14 protein-coding genes are annotated in these 15,404 nt (G+C 52.6%); 9 read left to right on the top strand and 5 right to left on the bottom strand.

The window, feature by feature from the left end:
- Positions 1 to 79 precede the first annotated feature (79 nt).
- On the bottom strand, positions 80 to 631 hold the full coding sequence (locus Q3H59_RS09335) for an NAD(P)H nitroreductase (RefSeq protein ID WP_110866269.1): 552 nt from the start codon (positions 629 to 631) through the stop codon (positions 80 to 82).
- 169 nt (positions 632 to 800) lie between these two features.
- On the opposite strand from Q3H59_RS09335, the gene sppA reads away from it, so the two are divergent.
- The 3 genes from sppA (at position 801) to pncA (ending at position 4,383) form a co-directional block, all read left to right on the top strand.
- Positions 801 to 2,660 carry a signal peptide peptidase SppA gene (gene sppA / locus Q3H59_RS09330; RefSeq protein ID WP_309834434.1) on the top strand — a complete coding sequence of 620 codons (1,860 nt, stop codon included), beginning with the start codon at positions 801 to 803 and terminating at the stop codon, positions 2,658 to 2,660.
- Positions 2,661 to 2,745: 85 nt separating this feature from the next.
- Positions 2,746 to 3,759 carry an asparaginase gene (gene ansA / locus Q3H59_RS09325; protein WP_101764219.1) on the top strand — a complete coding sequence of 338 codons (1,014 nt, stop codon included), beginning with the start codon at positions 2,746 to 2,748 and terminating at the stop codon, positions 3,757 to 3,759.
- Positions 3,760 to 3,774: 15 nt separating this feature from the next.
- Entirely contained in the window at positions 3,775 to 4,383 is a 609-nt protein-coding gene (pncA, locus tag Q3H59_RS09320) for a bifunctional nicotinamidase/pyrazinamidase (protein WP_101764218.1), read from the top strand.
- Between the two features lie 36 nt (positions 4,384 to 4,419).
- On the opposite strand, the gene Q3H59_RS09315 is transcribed toward pncA, so the two are convergent.
- Both Q3H59_RS09315 and msrB read right to left on the bottom strand, forming a co-directional pair.
- Positions 4,420 to 4,701 carry a YeaC family protein gene (locus Q3H59_RS09315; RefSeq protein WP_101764217.1) on the bottom strand — a complete coding sequence of 94 codons (282 nt, stop codon included), beginning with the start codon at positions 4,699 to 4,701 and terminating at the stop codon, positions 4,420 to 4,422.
- 2 nt (positions 4,702 to 4,703) lie between these two features.
- On the bottom strand, positions 4,704 to 5,114 hold the full coding sequence (msrB, locus tag Q3H59_RS09310; RefSeq protein ID WP_101764216.1) for a peptide-methionine (R)-S-oxide reductase MsrB: 411 nt from the start codon (positions 5,112 to 5,114) through the stop codon (positions 4,704 to 4,706).
- A 338-nt stretch (positions 5,115 to 5,452) separates the two neighbouring features.
- Between msrB and gapA the strand changes: the two genes are divergently transcribed.
- Together gapA and Q3H59_RS09300 are read left to right on the top strand one after the other, a co-directional pair.
- Positions 5,453 to 6,451 carry a glyceraldehyde-3-phosphate dehydrogenase gene (gene gapA, locus Q3H59_RS09305; RefSeq protein ID WP_007889697.1) on the top strand — a complete coding sequence of 333 codons (999 nt, stop codon included), beginning with the start codon at positions 5,453 to 5,455 and terminating at the stop codon, positions 6,449 to 6,451.
- A 75-nt stretch (positions 6,452 to 6,526) separates the two neighbouring features.
- Positions 6,527 to 7,399, top strand: a complete 873-nt coding sequence (locus tag Q3H59_RS09300; protein WP_309834429.1) for a D-hexose-6-phosphate mutarotase — start codon at positions 6,527 to 6,529, stop codon at positions 7,397 to 7,399.
- A gap of 23 nt (positions 7,400 to 7,422) precedes the next feature.
- Here Q3H59_RS09300 and Q3H59_RS09295 read toward each other — a convergent pair whose 3' ends face one another.
- Positions 7,423 to 8,274, bottom strand: a complete 852-nt coding sequence (locus tag Q3H59_RS09295; RefSeq protein WP_271459694.1) for an aldo/keto reductase — start codon at positions 8,272 to 8,274, stop codon at positions 7,423 to 7,425.
- Between the two features lie 80 nt (positions 8,275 to 8,354).
- A complete protein-coding gene (locus Q3H59_RS09290) occupies positions 8,355 to 9,104 on the bottom strand; it encodes a MipA/OmpV family protein (RefSeq protein WP_309834426.1) in 750 nt (249 codons plus the stop codon).
- Positions 9,105 to 9,512: 408 nt separating this feature from the next.
- On the opposite strand from Q3H59_RS09290, the gene yeaG reads away from it, so the two are divergent.
- From yeaG to Q3H59_RS09270, 4 genes are all read left to right on the top strand, one after another.
- Positions 9,513 to 11,447: a protein kinase YeaG gene (gene yeaG / locus Q3H59_RS09285; protein WP_008110364.1), complete on the top strand. Its 1,935-nt coding sequence runs from the start codon at positions 9,513 to 9,515 to the stop codon at positions 11,445 to 11,447.
- A 91-nt stretch (positions 11,448 to 11,538) separates the two neighbouring features.
- Positions 11,539 to 12,816 (top strand): YeaH/YhbH family protein, encoded by a 1,278-nt coding sequence (locus tag Q3H59_RS09280; protein WP_101764212.1) that lies wholly within the window; start codon positions 11,539 to 11,541, stop codon positions 12,814 to 12,816.
- A gap of 230 nt (positions 12,817 to 13,046) precedes the next feature.
- Positions 13,047 to 14,774, top strand: a complete 1,728-nt coding sequence (locus Q3H59_RS09275; RefSeq protein ID WP_101764211.1) for a potassium/proton antiporter — start codon at positions 13,047 to 13,049, stop codon at positions 14,772 to 14,774.
- 77 nt (positions 14,775 to 14,851) lie between these two features.
- Positions 14,852 to 15,085, top strand: coding sequence for a DUF1480 family protein (locus tag Q3H59_RS09270; protein WP_110866277.1), 234 nt, complete (start codon positions 14,852 to 14,854; stop codon positions 15,083 to 15,085).
- The last annotated feature ends 319 nt before the right edge of the window (positions 15,086 to 15,404 follow it).

Raw genomic sequence — 15,404 nt, 5'->3', positions numbered from 1 at the left:
CTAACCTCGATCTTTCGCACAGGCTCTGTGCAATCTTTGCAACGGCGCCTAACCTGCCGCAAAAGTCCAGCATTGTCTGTCAGAAATAACTGACAAACTGCGCGGTGTCCGGCGCAACCACGGTGGTGTTGGCTTTCAACTGCGGCGTGCCGAGATAGAGGAAACCAACAATCGCATCTTGCTCGCGGCAGCCAAAGGCTTCGCGCACGGACGGATGATCGGTCCACGGACCGCTGCGCCAGATGCCATTAAAACCTTGCGCCACGGCGGCCATCTGCATCGCCATCACTGCACAGCTGGCAGACGCCAGTTGCTCCCACTGCGGCACTTTGGCGTTCTCTTCACAATGCGCCACCACGGTGATGATCATCGGCGCGCGATAAGGCGCGGAGGCTGCTTTGTCAATCGCCTTCTGCTCAAGATTGCTGTCACGCGCGGCCTGTTCCAGCAAGTTAGCAAAGCGCTCGCGCCCCTCATTTTCGACAATAATGAAACGCCATGGCTGCAGCGTACCGTGATCGGGGGCGCGCATCGCGGCGTGCAGAATATTTTGCAACGCTTCACCTGCCGGAGCCGGTTCTGCCAGACGAGACGCCGAGCGGCGATTAACTAATAAATCCAATGCATCCATTATTCTTCTCCCGTGAATAAAAAGCGTGGGCTAATCCTGGCACAGCACGATCTTTTGTAACAGTCTGGCGCGATTTCCTGCTGACTTTTCGCACGCCGCTCTTTAGGATGAACCCGACATCGGGGCAGACCGCGTGCTGGCTGCCCTGCTACGTGAATATGGAGAGTTTATGCGCACTTTGTGGCGAATTATTTCCGGTCTGTTCCGCTGGACCTGGCGGGTACTGAATTTTATTCGGGAATTTATTCTTAATTTATTTCTTATTGTTTTGATCCTGGCGGGCGTCGGGATTTGGCTGCAGGTTTCCAGTTCCAATAGCAGTGAGCCTGTACAGCAAGGCGCATTGAAAATCGATCTGAGCGGAGTGCTGGTCGATAAACCTTCTGTCAGCAATCGTCTGAGTCGTATTAGCCGTCAACTGTTAGGCGCCAATAGCGATCGTCTGCAGGAGAATTCCTTGTTCGATGTCGTCGATGCGATCCGCCAGGCAAAAACCGATAAAAACATCACTGGCATCGTGCTGGAGCTGCGTGACTTTGCCGGTGGCGATCAACCTTCGCTGCAATATGTGGGTAAAGCACTGCGCGAATTCCGTGACGCCGGCAAACCTATTTATGCGGTCGGCGACAGCTACAGCCAGGCGCAATACTACATCGCCAGCTACGCCAACAAGGTGTATCTCTCACCTCAGGGCACGGTCGATCTGCACGGTTTCGCCACCAACGGCCTGTACTACAAGACTTTGCTGGAAAAGCTGAAAGTTAATTCGCATGTATTCCGCGTAGGCACTTATAAATCTGCGGTTGAGCCGTTCCTGCGTGACGATATGTCACCGGAAGCGCGCGACGCTGATGGGCGCTGGATTGGCCAGCTGTGGCAGAATTATCTGAATACTGTGGCAGCCAATCGTCAAATTACACCAGAACAGCTGTTCCCAGGTGCAGCTGGCATCATTAGCGGCTTGCAAGCGGTGCAAGGTGATACCGCGAAATATGCGCTGAATAATAAATTGGTGGATGTACTGGATACGCGTGCAGCCGCCGATCAGGAACTGGTGAAAACCTTCGGCTGGGATAAGGCGAATAACGATTACCGTAGCGTGAGTATCTACGATTACACCGTTAAACAGCCGCTGCAGAGCCAGGATGGCAATATCGCCGTGATCCTCGCCAGCGGTGCGATTATGGACGGTGAAGAGAGTGCCGGAAACGTCGGCGGTGATACCACGGCGTCGCAAATCCGCGATGCGCGCCTGGATGCTAAAATCAAAGCCATTGTGTTGCGTGTCAACAGCCCTGGCGGCAGCGTCACGGCATCGGAAGCGATTCGTGAAGAGCTGGCGGCAGCCCACGATGCGGGTAAACCGGTGGTGGTCTCAATGGGCGGCATGGCGGCTTCCGGCGGTTACTGGATTTCAACGCCTGCCGATTACATCGTGGCGGCACCCAGCACGCTGACCGGTTCCATCGGTATCTTTGGCGTGATTAACACCGTTGAAAACAGCCTGAGTTCGGTGGGTGTGCATACTGACGGCGTCGCCACATCGCCGCTGGCGGATGTCGCCACCACCAAAGCGCTGCCAACCGAAGTGCAGCAGCTGATGCAGCTGACCATTGAGAACGGCTATCGTAACTTCGTGGGCCTGGTAGCGGCCTCGCGTCACAAAACGCCTGAGGAGATCAATGCGATTGCACAGGGTCACGTCTGGACCGGTAGCGATGCCAAAGCCAATGGTTTGGTCGATGCGTTGGGTGACTTTGACGATGCCGTGGCGAAAGCTGCTGAGCTGGCGAAAGTCGCTAAGCCGGAGTTGAGCTGGTATCAGGACGATCCGGGCATGATCGATCTGCTGCTGAATCAGATGAACGCGTCGGTTCAGGCGGTGTTGCCGGCTGCGCTGAAAGTCTGGCTGCCTGCGCCAATGCTGGACGTAATGAGCGCAATGAAACAGCAACCTGGCTTACTGAATAACCTCAACGATCCGCAAAATCGCTACGCTTTCTGCCTGAACTGCGGCAACGTACGCTAATCTTTACAGCCCGGCCGCTGGTCGGGCTGCTTTTCGTTCGTAATCCCCTTATACTGCGCGTTTTACGGCAAGTCTGAGTTCCTTCATGCAAAAGAAAAATATCTACGTAGCCTACACCGGCGGCACCATCGGGATGCAGCGCTCTGCGCAGGGCTACATTCCGGTATCGGGTCATCTGCAACAGCAGCTGGCAAACATGCCCGAATTCCATCGGCCTGAAATGCCGGATTTCACCATCCATGAATATCAGCCGCTGATGGACTCCTCGGACATGACGCCGCAGGATTGGCAATCGATTGCGAACGATATTAAGCAAAACTACGATCGCTACGATGGCTTTGTGATTTTGCATGGTACCGACACCATGGCTTTCACCGCTTCGGCGCTCTCCTTTATGCTGGAGAACCTCGCTAAGCCGGTGATTGTCACCGGCTCGCAAATTCCCCTGGCAGAATTGCGTTCTGATGGGCAGCAAAACCTGCTGAACTCGCTGTATGTGGCGGCCAATTATCCGATCAGTGAAGTTGCCCTGTTTTTCAACAACACGCTATTCCGCGGCAACCGTACCACTAAGGCACATGCTGACGGCTTTAATGCCTTTGCATCGCCAAACCTGGCGCCTTTGCTGGAAGCGGGTATTCATATCCGCCGGTTAAACACCCCGCCCGCACCGCAAGGTCACGGCGAGCTGATTGTGCATCCGATTACACCACAGCCGATTGGCGTGGTGACGATTTATCCGGGTATCTCTGCCGACGTGGTGGGTAATTTCCTGCGTCAGCCGGTGAAAGCCTTGATCCTGCGCTCTTACGGCGTTGGCAACGCGCCGCAAAATGCAGAGTTTCTTTCGGAACTGCAACAGGCCAGCGATCGCGGCATTGTGGTGGTGAATCTGACGCAGTGTATGTCCGGCAAAGTGAATATGGGCGGCTATGCCACCGGCAATGCGCTTGAGCATGCGGGCGTGATCAGCGGTTTTGATCTCACCGTTGAGGCCACTTTGACCAAACTGCATTTTTTATTGAGTCAGAACCTCACCAGCGCGGAAATTCGTGCCAAAATGCAGCAGAATTTACGCGGCGAACTGACCGAAGATTGATACGGAGCGAAACCAATGAAGCGGGCATTGATAATCATCGATATTCAGAACGATTTTTGCCCCGGCGGCCCAATGGCGGTGCGTGAGGGTGACCAAACGGTTGCCGTCGCCAATCGATTTGCGCGTGAGTTTCACGATCGGGGTGAATGTGTGGTGGCATTGCAAGACTGGCATCCAGCCAATCACGGCAGTTTCGCCTCGATCTCCGGCGAGCCGGTCTACACGCTGGGCGAATTAAACGGTCTAGCGCAGATCTGGTGGCCCGATCACGGTATTGAGAATTCTGTCGGGGCGGATTTTCATCCCGATCTCGATCGCTCTCTGATAGATGCCGTGTTCCATAAAGGGGGCGATGTTGAGGTGGATAGCTACAGCGCCTTCTTTGATAACGGCCATCGACGCAAGACAGAACTCGACAGTTGGCTGCGCGAGCGCGGCATTAGCGATTTAGTGATGTTGGGTATTGCGACCGATTACTGCGTCAAATACAGCGTGCTGGATGCGCTGGAGTTGGGTTACAACGTGGAGGTGGTTAAAGAGGGCTGCCGCGGTGTGAACCTGAATCCGGATGACAGTGAAATTGCTTTCGCTCAGATGGAAGCACAAGGTGCGGTATTAATCTGAAAATAAGGGGCTGGTGAGAACCGGCCCTTTTGATTTTTAGTGCAGGTTGATGCGCGTCACGTCGGGCTCAATGCCGAACTCTTCTTTCAGCTGTTTCTTCGATTTCATCACCATATCCCCACCTTTGCTGATGGTCATATGTTGCGGATCGTCATTGTGGCGAGCCTGCCACAACATCACCAGCTGCAGACAATTCTCTTTCTGCTCTGGCGTCAGCGCGACGCCATCTGGCCATTTGCCGATTTCAACCGCCGTGGAGAGCCGCTCGTACACTTCCGGCGTCATCGCCTCCAGCATCGCTTCCAGTTCCTGTTTCATGCTTAACCCTCTTGCTGATTGCCCTGCTCATCAGTGAAGTTTAGCGAGGCGGAGTTCACGCAGTAGCGCTCGCCGCTCGGTTGTGGGCCATCCGGGAACACATGTCCCAAATGTGCATCACAGTTGCCACAGCGAATCTCAACCCGTTGCATGCCGTGAGAATCATCTTCCAGATAGCGGATGGCGTCGTCACTGAAAGGCTGATAGAAACTTGGCCAGCCACAGCCTGAATCGTATTTGGTTTCGGAGAGAAACAGCGGCGAATTACAAACTAAGCAGTGGTAAATCCCTTCCTGCTTGTTGTGCAGCAAGGCGCCCGAGAAAGGGGGCTCCGTTCCACGATGCTGAGTGACATAGCGCTGCATTTCGGAAAGCTGCGCAATTTTTGCGTCGGGTGCGGTGTCTTTAGCCATTTTGAGTTCCGGAGTGTCATTCTGAAAAAATCGACTAGTATTCTAACAAACGTACAACATCTATCGGGTCTTTTTTCGTGCTAACGCCTCCGACATCTGTTCCACAGCACGATTTTGTGATGGCGATCACCCTTTATAAAAGTCATCCCTTTTCAGCCCGCATTCGGCGTAACATAGGCGCGCAATAAGGGTGCTGCGTAAGCGATTGCGCAACGAATTATTCCTGGTGTTGGAATTGACCTGTCGCAACAATTGACACGATTCCGCTTGACGCCTGGTAAGGTTTTTGTAATTTTACAGCCAACCTTTTATTCACTAACAAATAGCTGGTGGAATATATGACTATCAAAGTAGGTATTAACGGTTTTGGCCGTATCGGTCGCATCGTTTTCCGTGCTGCGCAGCAGCGTTCTGACATCGAAATCGTCGCGATCAACGATCTGCTCGACGCCGATTACATGGCATACATGCTGAAGTATGACTCTACTCACGGTCGTTTTGACGGCACTGTAGAAGTGAAAGACGGTGCACTGATTGTTAACGGTAAGAAAATCCGTGTTACCGCTGAGAAAGACCCGGCTAACCTGAAGTGGGACGAAGTGGGTGTTGACGTTGTTGCTGAAGCGACCGGTATCTTCCTGACCGACGAAACTGCACGTAAACACATCACTGCTGGCGCGAAGAAAGTGGTTCTGACTGGTCCATCTAAAGACAGCACCCCGATGTTCGTACGTGGCGCTAACTTTGACAAATATGCTGGCCAGGACATCGTTTCTAACGCGTCTTGCACCACTAACTGCCTGGCTCCACTGGCTAAAGTTATCAACGACAACTTCGGTATCGTTGAAGGTCTGATGACCACCGTTCACGCAACCACCGCGACGCAGAAAACCGTTGATGGCCCGTCTCACAAAGACTGGCGCGGCGGCCGTGGCGCAGCGCAGAACATCATCCCATCTTCTACCGGTGCAGCTAAAGCAGTTGGCGTTGTTCTGCCAGAGCTGAACGGCAAACTGACCGGTATGGCGTTCCGCGTTCCTACTCCAAACGTGTCTGTTGTTGACCTGACTGTTCGCCTGGAAAAACCAGCGACTTACAAAGAAATTTGTGCAGTGATCAAAGCTGAGTCAGAAGGCAAAATGAAAGGCGTTCTGGGCTACATCGAAGACGACGTGGTTTCTACCGACTTCAACGGCGAAACCCTGACTTCAGTATTTGACGCTAAAGCAGGCATCGCTCTGAACGACAACTTCGTGAAACTGGTTTCCTGGTACGATAACGAAACTGGCTACTCACACAAAGTTCTCGATCTGATTGCACTGGTTGCTTCTAAGTAAGCTAACCGGCTAAACGGACAAGGGGTGACTTCGGTCGCCCCTTTTTTTCGACTGGATAAAAGAGAAGGTCTGACCATGCAAGATACGCTTTATACCCTTCCGGTAGTGAATCAAATCACCCCTTATCTGTCACAGCGTCAGCAGGGTGATTTGCCAATTGTAGTGATCAGCCATCCTAAAGTGCGAGCGGCGATTGCCCTGCAAGGTGCGCATCTGCTTTCGTGGCAGCCTAGCGGCCAAAAACCGGTGATTTGGCTCAGTGAAAAGACCCCATTTACTACAGGTAAAGCAATCCGCGGCGGCGTGCCTATTTGCTGGCCGTGGTTCGGTCCGGCAGGTGAACCGGCGCACGGTTTTGCACGCAATATGCCGTGGACGCTGACCGCCCATGACGAAAACGAAGATGCGGTAATGCTGACTTTTACGCTGGAAAGCAACGCACAAACCAAAAAGCTCTGGCCACACGATTTCACCCTGCTCGCTCGCTTCCGGATTGCTGAGCATTGTGAAATTGAGCTGGAAGCTTACGGCGACTATGAAGCCACCGCAGCGCTGCACAGCTACTTCCAGATTGCGGATATCACACAGGTCGAAGTGAGCGGATTAGGTAACAGTTTTATCGATAAGGTTAACGATAATGCGATTGGCGCATCCGACGGCAAGCAGACCTATCCCAACCGCGTGGATCGTATTCACACCGCAGCGGATGACTGCAGCGTGATTCACGATAAAGCGGGCAAACGCCAGATTGAAGTCTATCACCACTATCAGAGTGACGTTGTCACGTGGAATCCAGGTCCGGAGTTATCATGCAGCATGGGGGACATGCCAAATGAAGGCTATAAAACCATGGTGTGCGTGGAAACGGCGCGCATTAGCAAGCCGTTAAAAAGCGCGGGTGAATCCCCTGCGCGTTTGGGCACCACAATTCGTATCGTTAATAAGTAATAAGATGCGGCGCCGTTGCGCCGCTAAACCACATCTAATGCAGTTTTAGATTGAGGCGCAGGAAACGCCCGATCAATGATGCTCAGCTCTTCATCAGTCAAATTGATGCTAAGCGCGGCCGCGTTTTGCTGCACATGTGCAACGCTGCTGGCTTTAGGAATGGCCAAAACGCCTTGCTGACGGATCACCCAAGCCAATAGCACTTGCGCCACGCTGATGCCCTTCTGTTGTGCAATCTGTTTAAGATGCGCATCGTCAAACAGCGCCTGTCGCAGTCGTCCAGCCTGCGCTAACGGGCAATAGGCCATAATCGGCATCTCGCGCTGCTGACACTGCGGCAACAGATCGTACTCGATCCCGCGTGACGCTAAGTGGTAAAGCACCTGATTGGTTAAACAGGATTTGCCGCCGGGCTCTTGCCACAGTTCCAGCATATCGTCATGGTCAAAGTTCGAGACGCCCCAATGGCGGATTTTGCCCTGCTGCTGCAAGGATTCCATCGCGCGAATGGTTTCTTCTAAGGGCACATTGCCGCGCCAGTGCAGCAAGTAGAGATCGAGGTAACCGGTTTGCAGACGGCGCAGACTGCGCTCGCAGGCCTCGATAGCATCGACTTCACCGGCATTCCAGGGATACACCTTCGATACCAGCCAGGCTTGATCGCGACGGCCGCGTAACGCTTCGCCGACCACCTCTTCGGCAGCGCCTTCCGCATACATTTCCGCCGTGTCGATAACCTTAAGTCCAAGATCTAAACCCGCCTGCAGTGCGCCCACTTCCTGGCTGCGCAGCGCTGCATTCTCACCCATATACCAGGTTCCCTGGCCAATAGCGGGTAAAGCTGATTCACCGTGAAATTGGATAGTCTTCATCACTCCTCCTGTTGCGCTGATATGGGGCTCTGAATTGGTGCAATGCAAGAGAAACGCCTCATTACGAGGCGTTTATTTAATCGTCAGAAGCTGTAACTGATGCCGGTCCAGAGTGTGAACTGGCCACTTTTATCGACCATCGGGCTGTCTTTGATTTCGCTGTCGAAGCGCGTGTAACGACCAGACAAGCTGGCGTTCCAGCTTTGGCTGATTTGGTAGCTGGCATTCATCTCGACATACGGCGACCAGCTGTCGTCTGGATGATACTCAGCGATGCCGGTTCGCGCGCTTTCATGGGATGAAACACCGTAGTAATAACGGTTCTGATTGGCGCTGTTCCACATGGCACCAATGCCCGGCGTCAGGCTGAATGTGCCGAAATCAAAGCGATATAGATAGGTGAGATCCCAGATCAACCCATTGCTGTTATTGAGCACATCACCCAGCAGAGCGGTGCGCACGATACCCCAATCGGCAACGTGGCGATAGTTGGCGCCGGCCATCAGCGTCATACGGCGCTTATCCAGCGCTTTCATGTCACCCAAATCGTTGTCTTTCGGATCGTACTGCTGCGGCGATCCCAGCACCGTCAGCGACAGCTGATTCTGCGGGTCTTTCCACAGGTAATAGCCGCCTTGCAGGCTACGGAACCAGAAGTTTTCACCTTCATAATTAATCACCGGAATCGGCAGATAGCGGTCTTGTCCGCCCCGATAAGGTGACTGCGCATAAATCACCGAAGCGCCAAGAGATAAGGGTTCTGCATGAGTGCCGAACGCCGCAAAATAACAAGGAATAGCCAGAGTAAGCGCTTTAAGTTTGAATTGGTTCACAATTTATTCAGTCCATTAATATAACAATCACACGCAGAGTCTAACCAAATTTTTGCTATCGGTTAACGTTTAATGATGCTCTCTAACCAGCATAGCGAAATATTCTCAGTGGCTTCATCGCTCACACGGCTTAGGTTGATTGCCTCAGTGCTTATGAGACTTTGTTATTGATATATCGCTGAATAAGGAGAAAAGTGGCTGCAGGTTTTCTGAATGCCTTCTACAGTTAAATGTAAGACGAGACTTTTTTGTACGAGCAGAGTAACCATAAGAATTGTGTATCCCGATAAAAAAACGTCAGGTTGGCATAAGGGTTGCTGTACTCAATAAAGAATATCTTCCGGGAGCTGCTACAAACTTTTATTACGCTCCTTTACCTGTGCTAAAAACGAAAGGACGGGCATCGCTATGAATATATTCGATCACTATCGTCAGCGTTATGAAGCTGCCAAGGACGAAGAGTTCTCATTGCAGGAATTCCTCGCCATCTGTAAACAGGATCGCAGTGCATACGCCAACGCTGCCGAGCGACTATTAATGGCCATCGGTGAGCCGGTGATGGTTGACACTGCGCAAGAGCCTCGCCTTTCCCGAATCTTTTCCAACCGAGTCATGGGACGCTACCCGGCCTTCGAAGAGTTTTACGGTATGGAGGAAGCGATTGAGCAAATCGTCTCCTACCTGAAACACGCCGCGCAGGGTTTGGAAGAGAAGAAACAGATCCTTTACTTACTGGGCCCGGTGGGTGGCGGTAAATCCTCATTGGCCGAGCGCCTGAAAGCGCTGATGCAGCGTGTGCCGATCTATGTGCTGAGCGCCGACGGCGAGCGCAGCCCGGTAAACGATCATCCGCTCTGCCTGTTTAACCCGCAGGAAGACGCCAATATTCTGGAAAAAGAGTATGGCGTGCCACGGCGTTATCTGGGCACCATCATGTCGCCCTGGGCGGCGAAACGCCTGCATGAGTTTGGCGGCGATATCACCCGCTTCAAAGTGGTGAAAGTGTGGCCGTCGATTCTGGAGCAGGTAGCGATTGCCAAAACAGAACCAGGCGATGAGAACAACCAGGATATCTCTGCGTTGGTTGGTAAAGTGGATATCCGCAAACTGGAAAATCACGCGCAAAACGATCCTGACGCATACGGCTATTCAGGTGCCCTTTGCCGCGCAAACCAAGGCGTGATGGAATTCGTTGAGATGTTTAAAGCACCGATTAAAGTGTTGCATCCGCTGCTGACCGCCACGCAGGAAGGTAACTACAACGGTACCGAAGGGATCTCTGCCCTGCCGTTCAACGGCATCATTCTGGCGCACTCTAACGAATCAGAATGGGTCACCTTCCGTAATAACAAAAACAATGAGGCCTTCCTCGACCGTGTTTACATCGTCAAAGTGCCTTATTGCCTACGCGTTTCTGAAGAGATTAAGATTTACAACAAACTGTTGGATCACAGTGAGTTGACCACGGCGCCATGCGCGCCGGGCACGCTGGAAACCCTGGCCCGCTTCTCGATTCTGTCGCGTTTGAAAGAGCCGGAAAACTCCAGCATCTACTCGAAAATGCGCGTTTATGATGGCGAAAGCTTGAAAGATACCGATCCAAAAGCCAAATCCTGGCAGGAGTATCACGATTACGCGGGCGTTGATGAGGGCATGAACGGCCTTTCTACTCGCTTCGCGTTTAAAATCCTGTCGCGCGTGTTCAACTTCGACCATGCCGAAGTAGCGGCCAACCCGGTGCATCTGTTCTACGTGCTGGAGCAGCAAATTGAGCGCGAGCAGTTCCCTCAGGATCAAGCCGAGAAGTATCTGGAGCACCTGAAAGGCTATTTGATTCCAAAATACGCCGAGTTTATCGGTAAAGAGATTCAGACCGCGTATCTGGAGTCCTACTCTGAATACGGTCAAAACATCTTTGATCGCTACGTCACCTACGCTGATTTCTGGATTCAGGATCAAGAGTACCGCGATCCCGACACCGGACAGCTGTTTGACCGCGAATCGCTGAACGCCGAGCTGGAAAAGATCGAGAAACCTGCCGGGATCAGTAACCCGAAAGATTTCCGTAACGAGATTGTCAACTTTGTGCTGCGTGCCCGTGCGCAGAATAGCGGACGCAATCCGAACTGGACCAGCTACGAAAAACTGCGCACGGTCATCGAGAAGAAAATGTTCTCGAACACCGAAGAGTTGCTGCCGGTGATTTCGTTCAATACCAAAACCTCAACGGACGAGCAGAAAAAACACGATGATTTTGTCGATCGCATGATGGAAAAAGGCTATACCCGCAAGCAAGTACGCCTGCTGTGCGAATGGTATCTGCGCGTGCGTAAATCTTCATAATCGTTATCTGTAAGCGTCGCGGCGCTTCGGTGCTGCAACAGGAGGCCGGGTTTTCCCGGCCTAAGCTTGCAATGCAGTTTGGGGGATTTTTATGGCCTATTTTATCGATCGGCGTCTCAACGGTAAGAACAAAAGCGCCGTCAATCGGCAGCGCTTTCTGCGCCGTTATAAGTCGCAAATCAAGCAATCGATCTCCGAGGCCATCAACAAGCGTTCGGTGACCGATGTCGAGAGCGGCGAATCGGTCTCGATTCCAATTGACGATATCAATGAACCGAGCTTCCATCAGGGCCGCGGCGGCAGTCGCCATCGCGTGCATCCTGGGAATGACCATTTCGTGCAAAACGATCGCATTGAACGTCCGCAAGGTGGCGGCGGCAGCGGCGGTAGCGGCCAGGGCAACGCCAGTCAGGATGGTGAAGGCCAGGACGAATTCAGCTTCCAGATATCTAAAGATGAATATCTCGATCTTCTGTTCGAAGATTTGGCGTTGCCGAACCTGCGCAAGAATCAGCATCGGCAGTTAAACGAGTATAAAACCCATCGCGCGGGCTACACCTCAAACGGTACGCCGGCTAATATCAGCGTGGTGCGCTCACTGCAGAACTCGCTGGCTCGTCGTACGGCGATGACGGCGGGTAAACGCCGCATGTTAAACGAACTGGAAGCTACGCTAGCCGAAGTGGAAACCAGCGAACCGGCGCAGTTACTGGAAGAGGAGCGTTTACGTAAAGAGATCGCTGAGTTGCGCGCGCGCATCGACCGCGTGCCGTTTATCGATACCTTTGACCTGCGCTACAAAAACTTCGAGAAGCGACCAGAACCTTCCAGCCAGGCCGTGATGTTCTGCCTGATGGACGTGTCTGGTTCGATGGATCAAGCCACCAAAGATATGGCGAAGCGTTTTTACATTCTGCTGTATCTGTTCCTGAGCCGTACCTATAAGAACGTCGACGTGGTGTACATTCGCCATCACACTCAGGCGAAAGAGGTCGACGAACAGGAATTCTTCTACTCGCAGGAAACGGGAGGCACCATTGTTTCCAGTGCACTAAAGTTGATGGATGAGGTGGTTAAAGAGCGTTATGACCCGTCACAGTGGAATATCTATGCGGCGCAAGCGTCGGATGGTGATAACTGGGCCGATGATTCACCGCTCTGCCACGAGATCTTAGCCAAACATATTCTGCCGGTTGTGCGTTATTACAGCTATATCGAGATCACGCGTCGCGCGCACCAGACCTTATGGCGCGAGTATGAACATCTGCAGGCAATGTTTGATAACTTCGCAATCCAACATATTCGCGAGCCAGAAGACATCTATCCGGTATTTAGAGAACTTTTCCACAAACAGGCTGCAGAAGCCTGATTTTATAAGCCGGTCACTGACCGGCTTTTTCTTTGCAGCAGCCCCACTCACTTCGCGCCATTTCCTGTTGTTTTTTCATACAAATTTAGCTGTGTATGGGATGCGGCCCCACAGAATGAAAAAATGTGCAATTAAGCGCTGACAAGCTATTGATAAGGCATTATCTTTCCACCTTGTCTGTGTGAATCGCCCGCAGTTTGTCTTTTTTGCCCCGCCGCAGGAGAACGCCGTTGAATACCAGCATGATTTACAGTTTGTTCATTATTGGGTCCGTGCTGGTAGCAGCAAGTATTTTGCTCAGTTCCTTTTCCTCACGCCTTGGCATTCCGATTCTGGTGATCTTCCTCGCTCTCGGCATGTTGGCCGGGATTGATGGTATCGGTGGCATCGCGTTTGATAACTATCCCGTCGCCTATCTGGTCTCCAACCTCGCTTTAGCCATCATTTTGCTTGATGGCGGGATGCGCACCAAAGCGTCTTCGCTAAAGGTGGCGCTCGGCCCGGCATTATCGCTGGCGACGGTTGGCGTGATGATCACCGCAGGGTTAACCGGCGTTGCCGCTGCCTGGCTGTTTAAGCTCGATCTGATGCAGGGCTTTCTGATTGGCGCGATTATCGGTTCTACCGATGCCGCCGCCGTATTTTCGCTGCTGGGTGATAAAGGCCTCAATGAACGTGTCAGCTCCACGCTGGAGATTGAATCCGGCAGCAACGATCCGATGGCGGTGTTTCTCACCATCACGCTGATCGACATGATTCAGCAAGGCCAGTCCGGCCTGAGCTGGATGTTTGTGGTGCATCTGGTGCAGCAGTTTGGTCTTGGCATCGTATTAGGCCTTGGCGGCGGCTGGGCGCTGCAGCAGCTGATCAACCGTATCAATCTGGCGCAGGGTTTATATCCGCTGCTGGCGGTGAGTGGCGGCATCATCGTGTTTGCGCTCACCACCGTGATGGAAGGCAGCGGCATTCTGGCGGTTTATCTTTGCGGCTTCCTGCTGGGCAACAGCCCGATTCGCAACCGCCACGGTATTTTGCAAACCTTTGACGGCATGGCATGGCTGAGCCAAATCGGCATGTTCATTGTGCTGGGCTTGCTGGTGACACCCTCCGATTTGTGGCACATCGCGGTGCCGGCGATGATTCTGTCGCTGTGGTTGATTCTGGTAGCGCGCCCGCTGTCGATTCTGGTTGGTCTGTTACCGTTCAAAGGCTTCACCGGACGCGAACGTATCTTCATCAGTTGGGTGGGCTTACGTGGCGCAGTGCCAATCATCCTCGCCGTATTTCCGATGATGGCCGGGCTGGAGAACGCCAAGCTCTACTTCAACATCGCTTTCTTTGTAGTATTGGTGTCGTTGATGCTGCAAGGCACTTCGCTGGGCTATGCCGCCAAACGCGCCAAAGTGGTGGTGCCACCAACCGCCTCGCCGATTAGCCGGGTTGGGCTGGATATCCATCCGGAGAATCCGTGGGAACAATTTATTTATCAGCTGAGCGCCGACAAATGGTGCGTCGGCGCAGCGCTGCGTGATTTGCAGATGCCGCGCGAAACCCGCATCGCCGCCCTGTTCCGCGATAACGCGTTAATGCATCCCAACGGCAATACGCGCCTGAAAGAAGGCGATGTGCTGTGTGTGATTGGCCGTGAACGTGATCTCCCCGCCTTGGGTAAAATGTTCAGCCAATCGCCGCCGGTATCGCTGGATCAGCGCTTCTTCGGCGACTTTATTCTGGATGCTGAAGCGCGCCTGCGCGACGTGGCGCAAATCTATGGGCTGGAGTTAGATGAACAGACCAACGATCAGCAGTCGCTTGGACAGCTGGTAATGAGTTTGCTCGGCAGCACGCCGGTGGTGGGCGATCAGGTCGAATGGAAGCAGTTAACCTGGACGGTAGCAGAGAAAGAAGATAACCAGATTGTGAAAGTTGGCGTGCGCGTCAGTGAAGACAAAGATTAATCCGAGGCTTTATCGCTCGTAAACTGCGTGTGAACGACTATGCTCACTATTCAACCCAGCAAATACGGGAGAATGTAATGGGACGCGTGGTGAAGATTGGTCAATATGAAATTGTTGATGCAGAGTTCAATAGTGACAATGGCGACACTGTCAGTATTCCCTGCCATACCAATCCCGGCCTGAGTGACCAACTCGACGGCTGGGATGTGGATACCAGTGTACCGGCATGGATTGATGAAGAGGCTGTCGATCTGCAAATCGGACACTATGACAAGCAGCAGGACCTGTGGGTATTAAAAAAACCCGCCTGATTGGCTGGCGCCGCCATTGATGTGAATGGCGGTCATTCCGAAAAGCTGTCTTAAAATGAAGCGTAATATTCGCGATTAATTAACTTTTAACCATACATTTCAATTAAATAGCCAATTATTTCTTTAGTCATTTATTTCCTTTTCAGACTATTTCCATATTAACTCTGTCAAATAACTCCTGCATACTCTTAAACGTTGCTGCAGCTTTTCGTGACGTGCATCACGTCTCAAACGGTCCTTTCCTTGCAGCGCTTATGGCAGCACTGACTTATATCTCGCTGAAAGAATTATTCTTTCCATTTTTCAGCGGACTACTCCT

Origin of the sequence: Pantoea sp. SORGH_AS_0659, from assembly GCF_031453915.1 — a bacterium.
GTDB lineage: Bacteria > Pseudomonadota > Gammaproteobacteria > Enterobacterales > Enterobacteriaceae > Pantoea > Pantoea leporis.
This window is presented reverse-complemented; position numbering and strand designations above follow the sequence as displayed.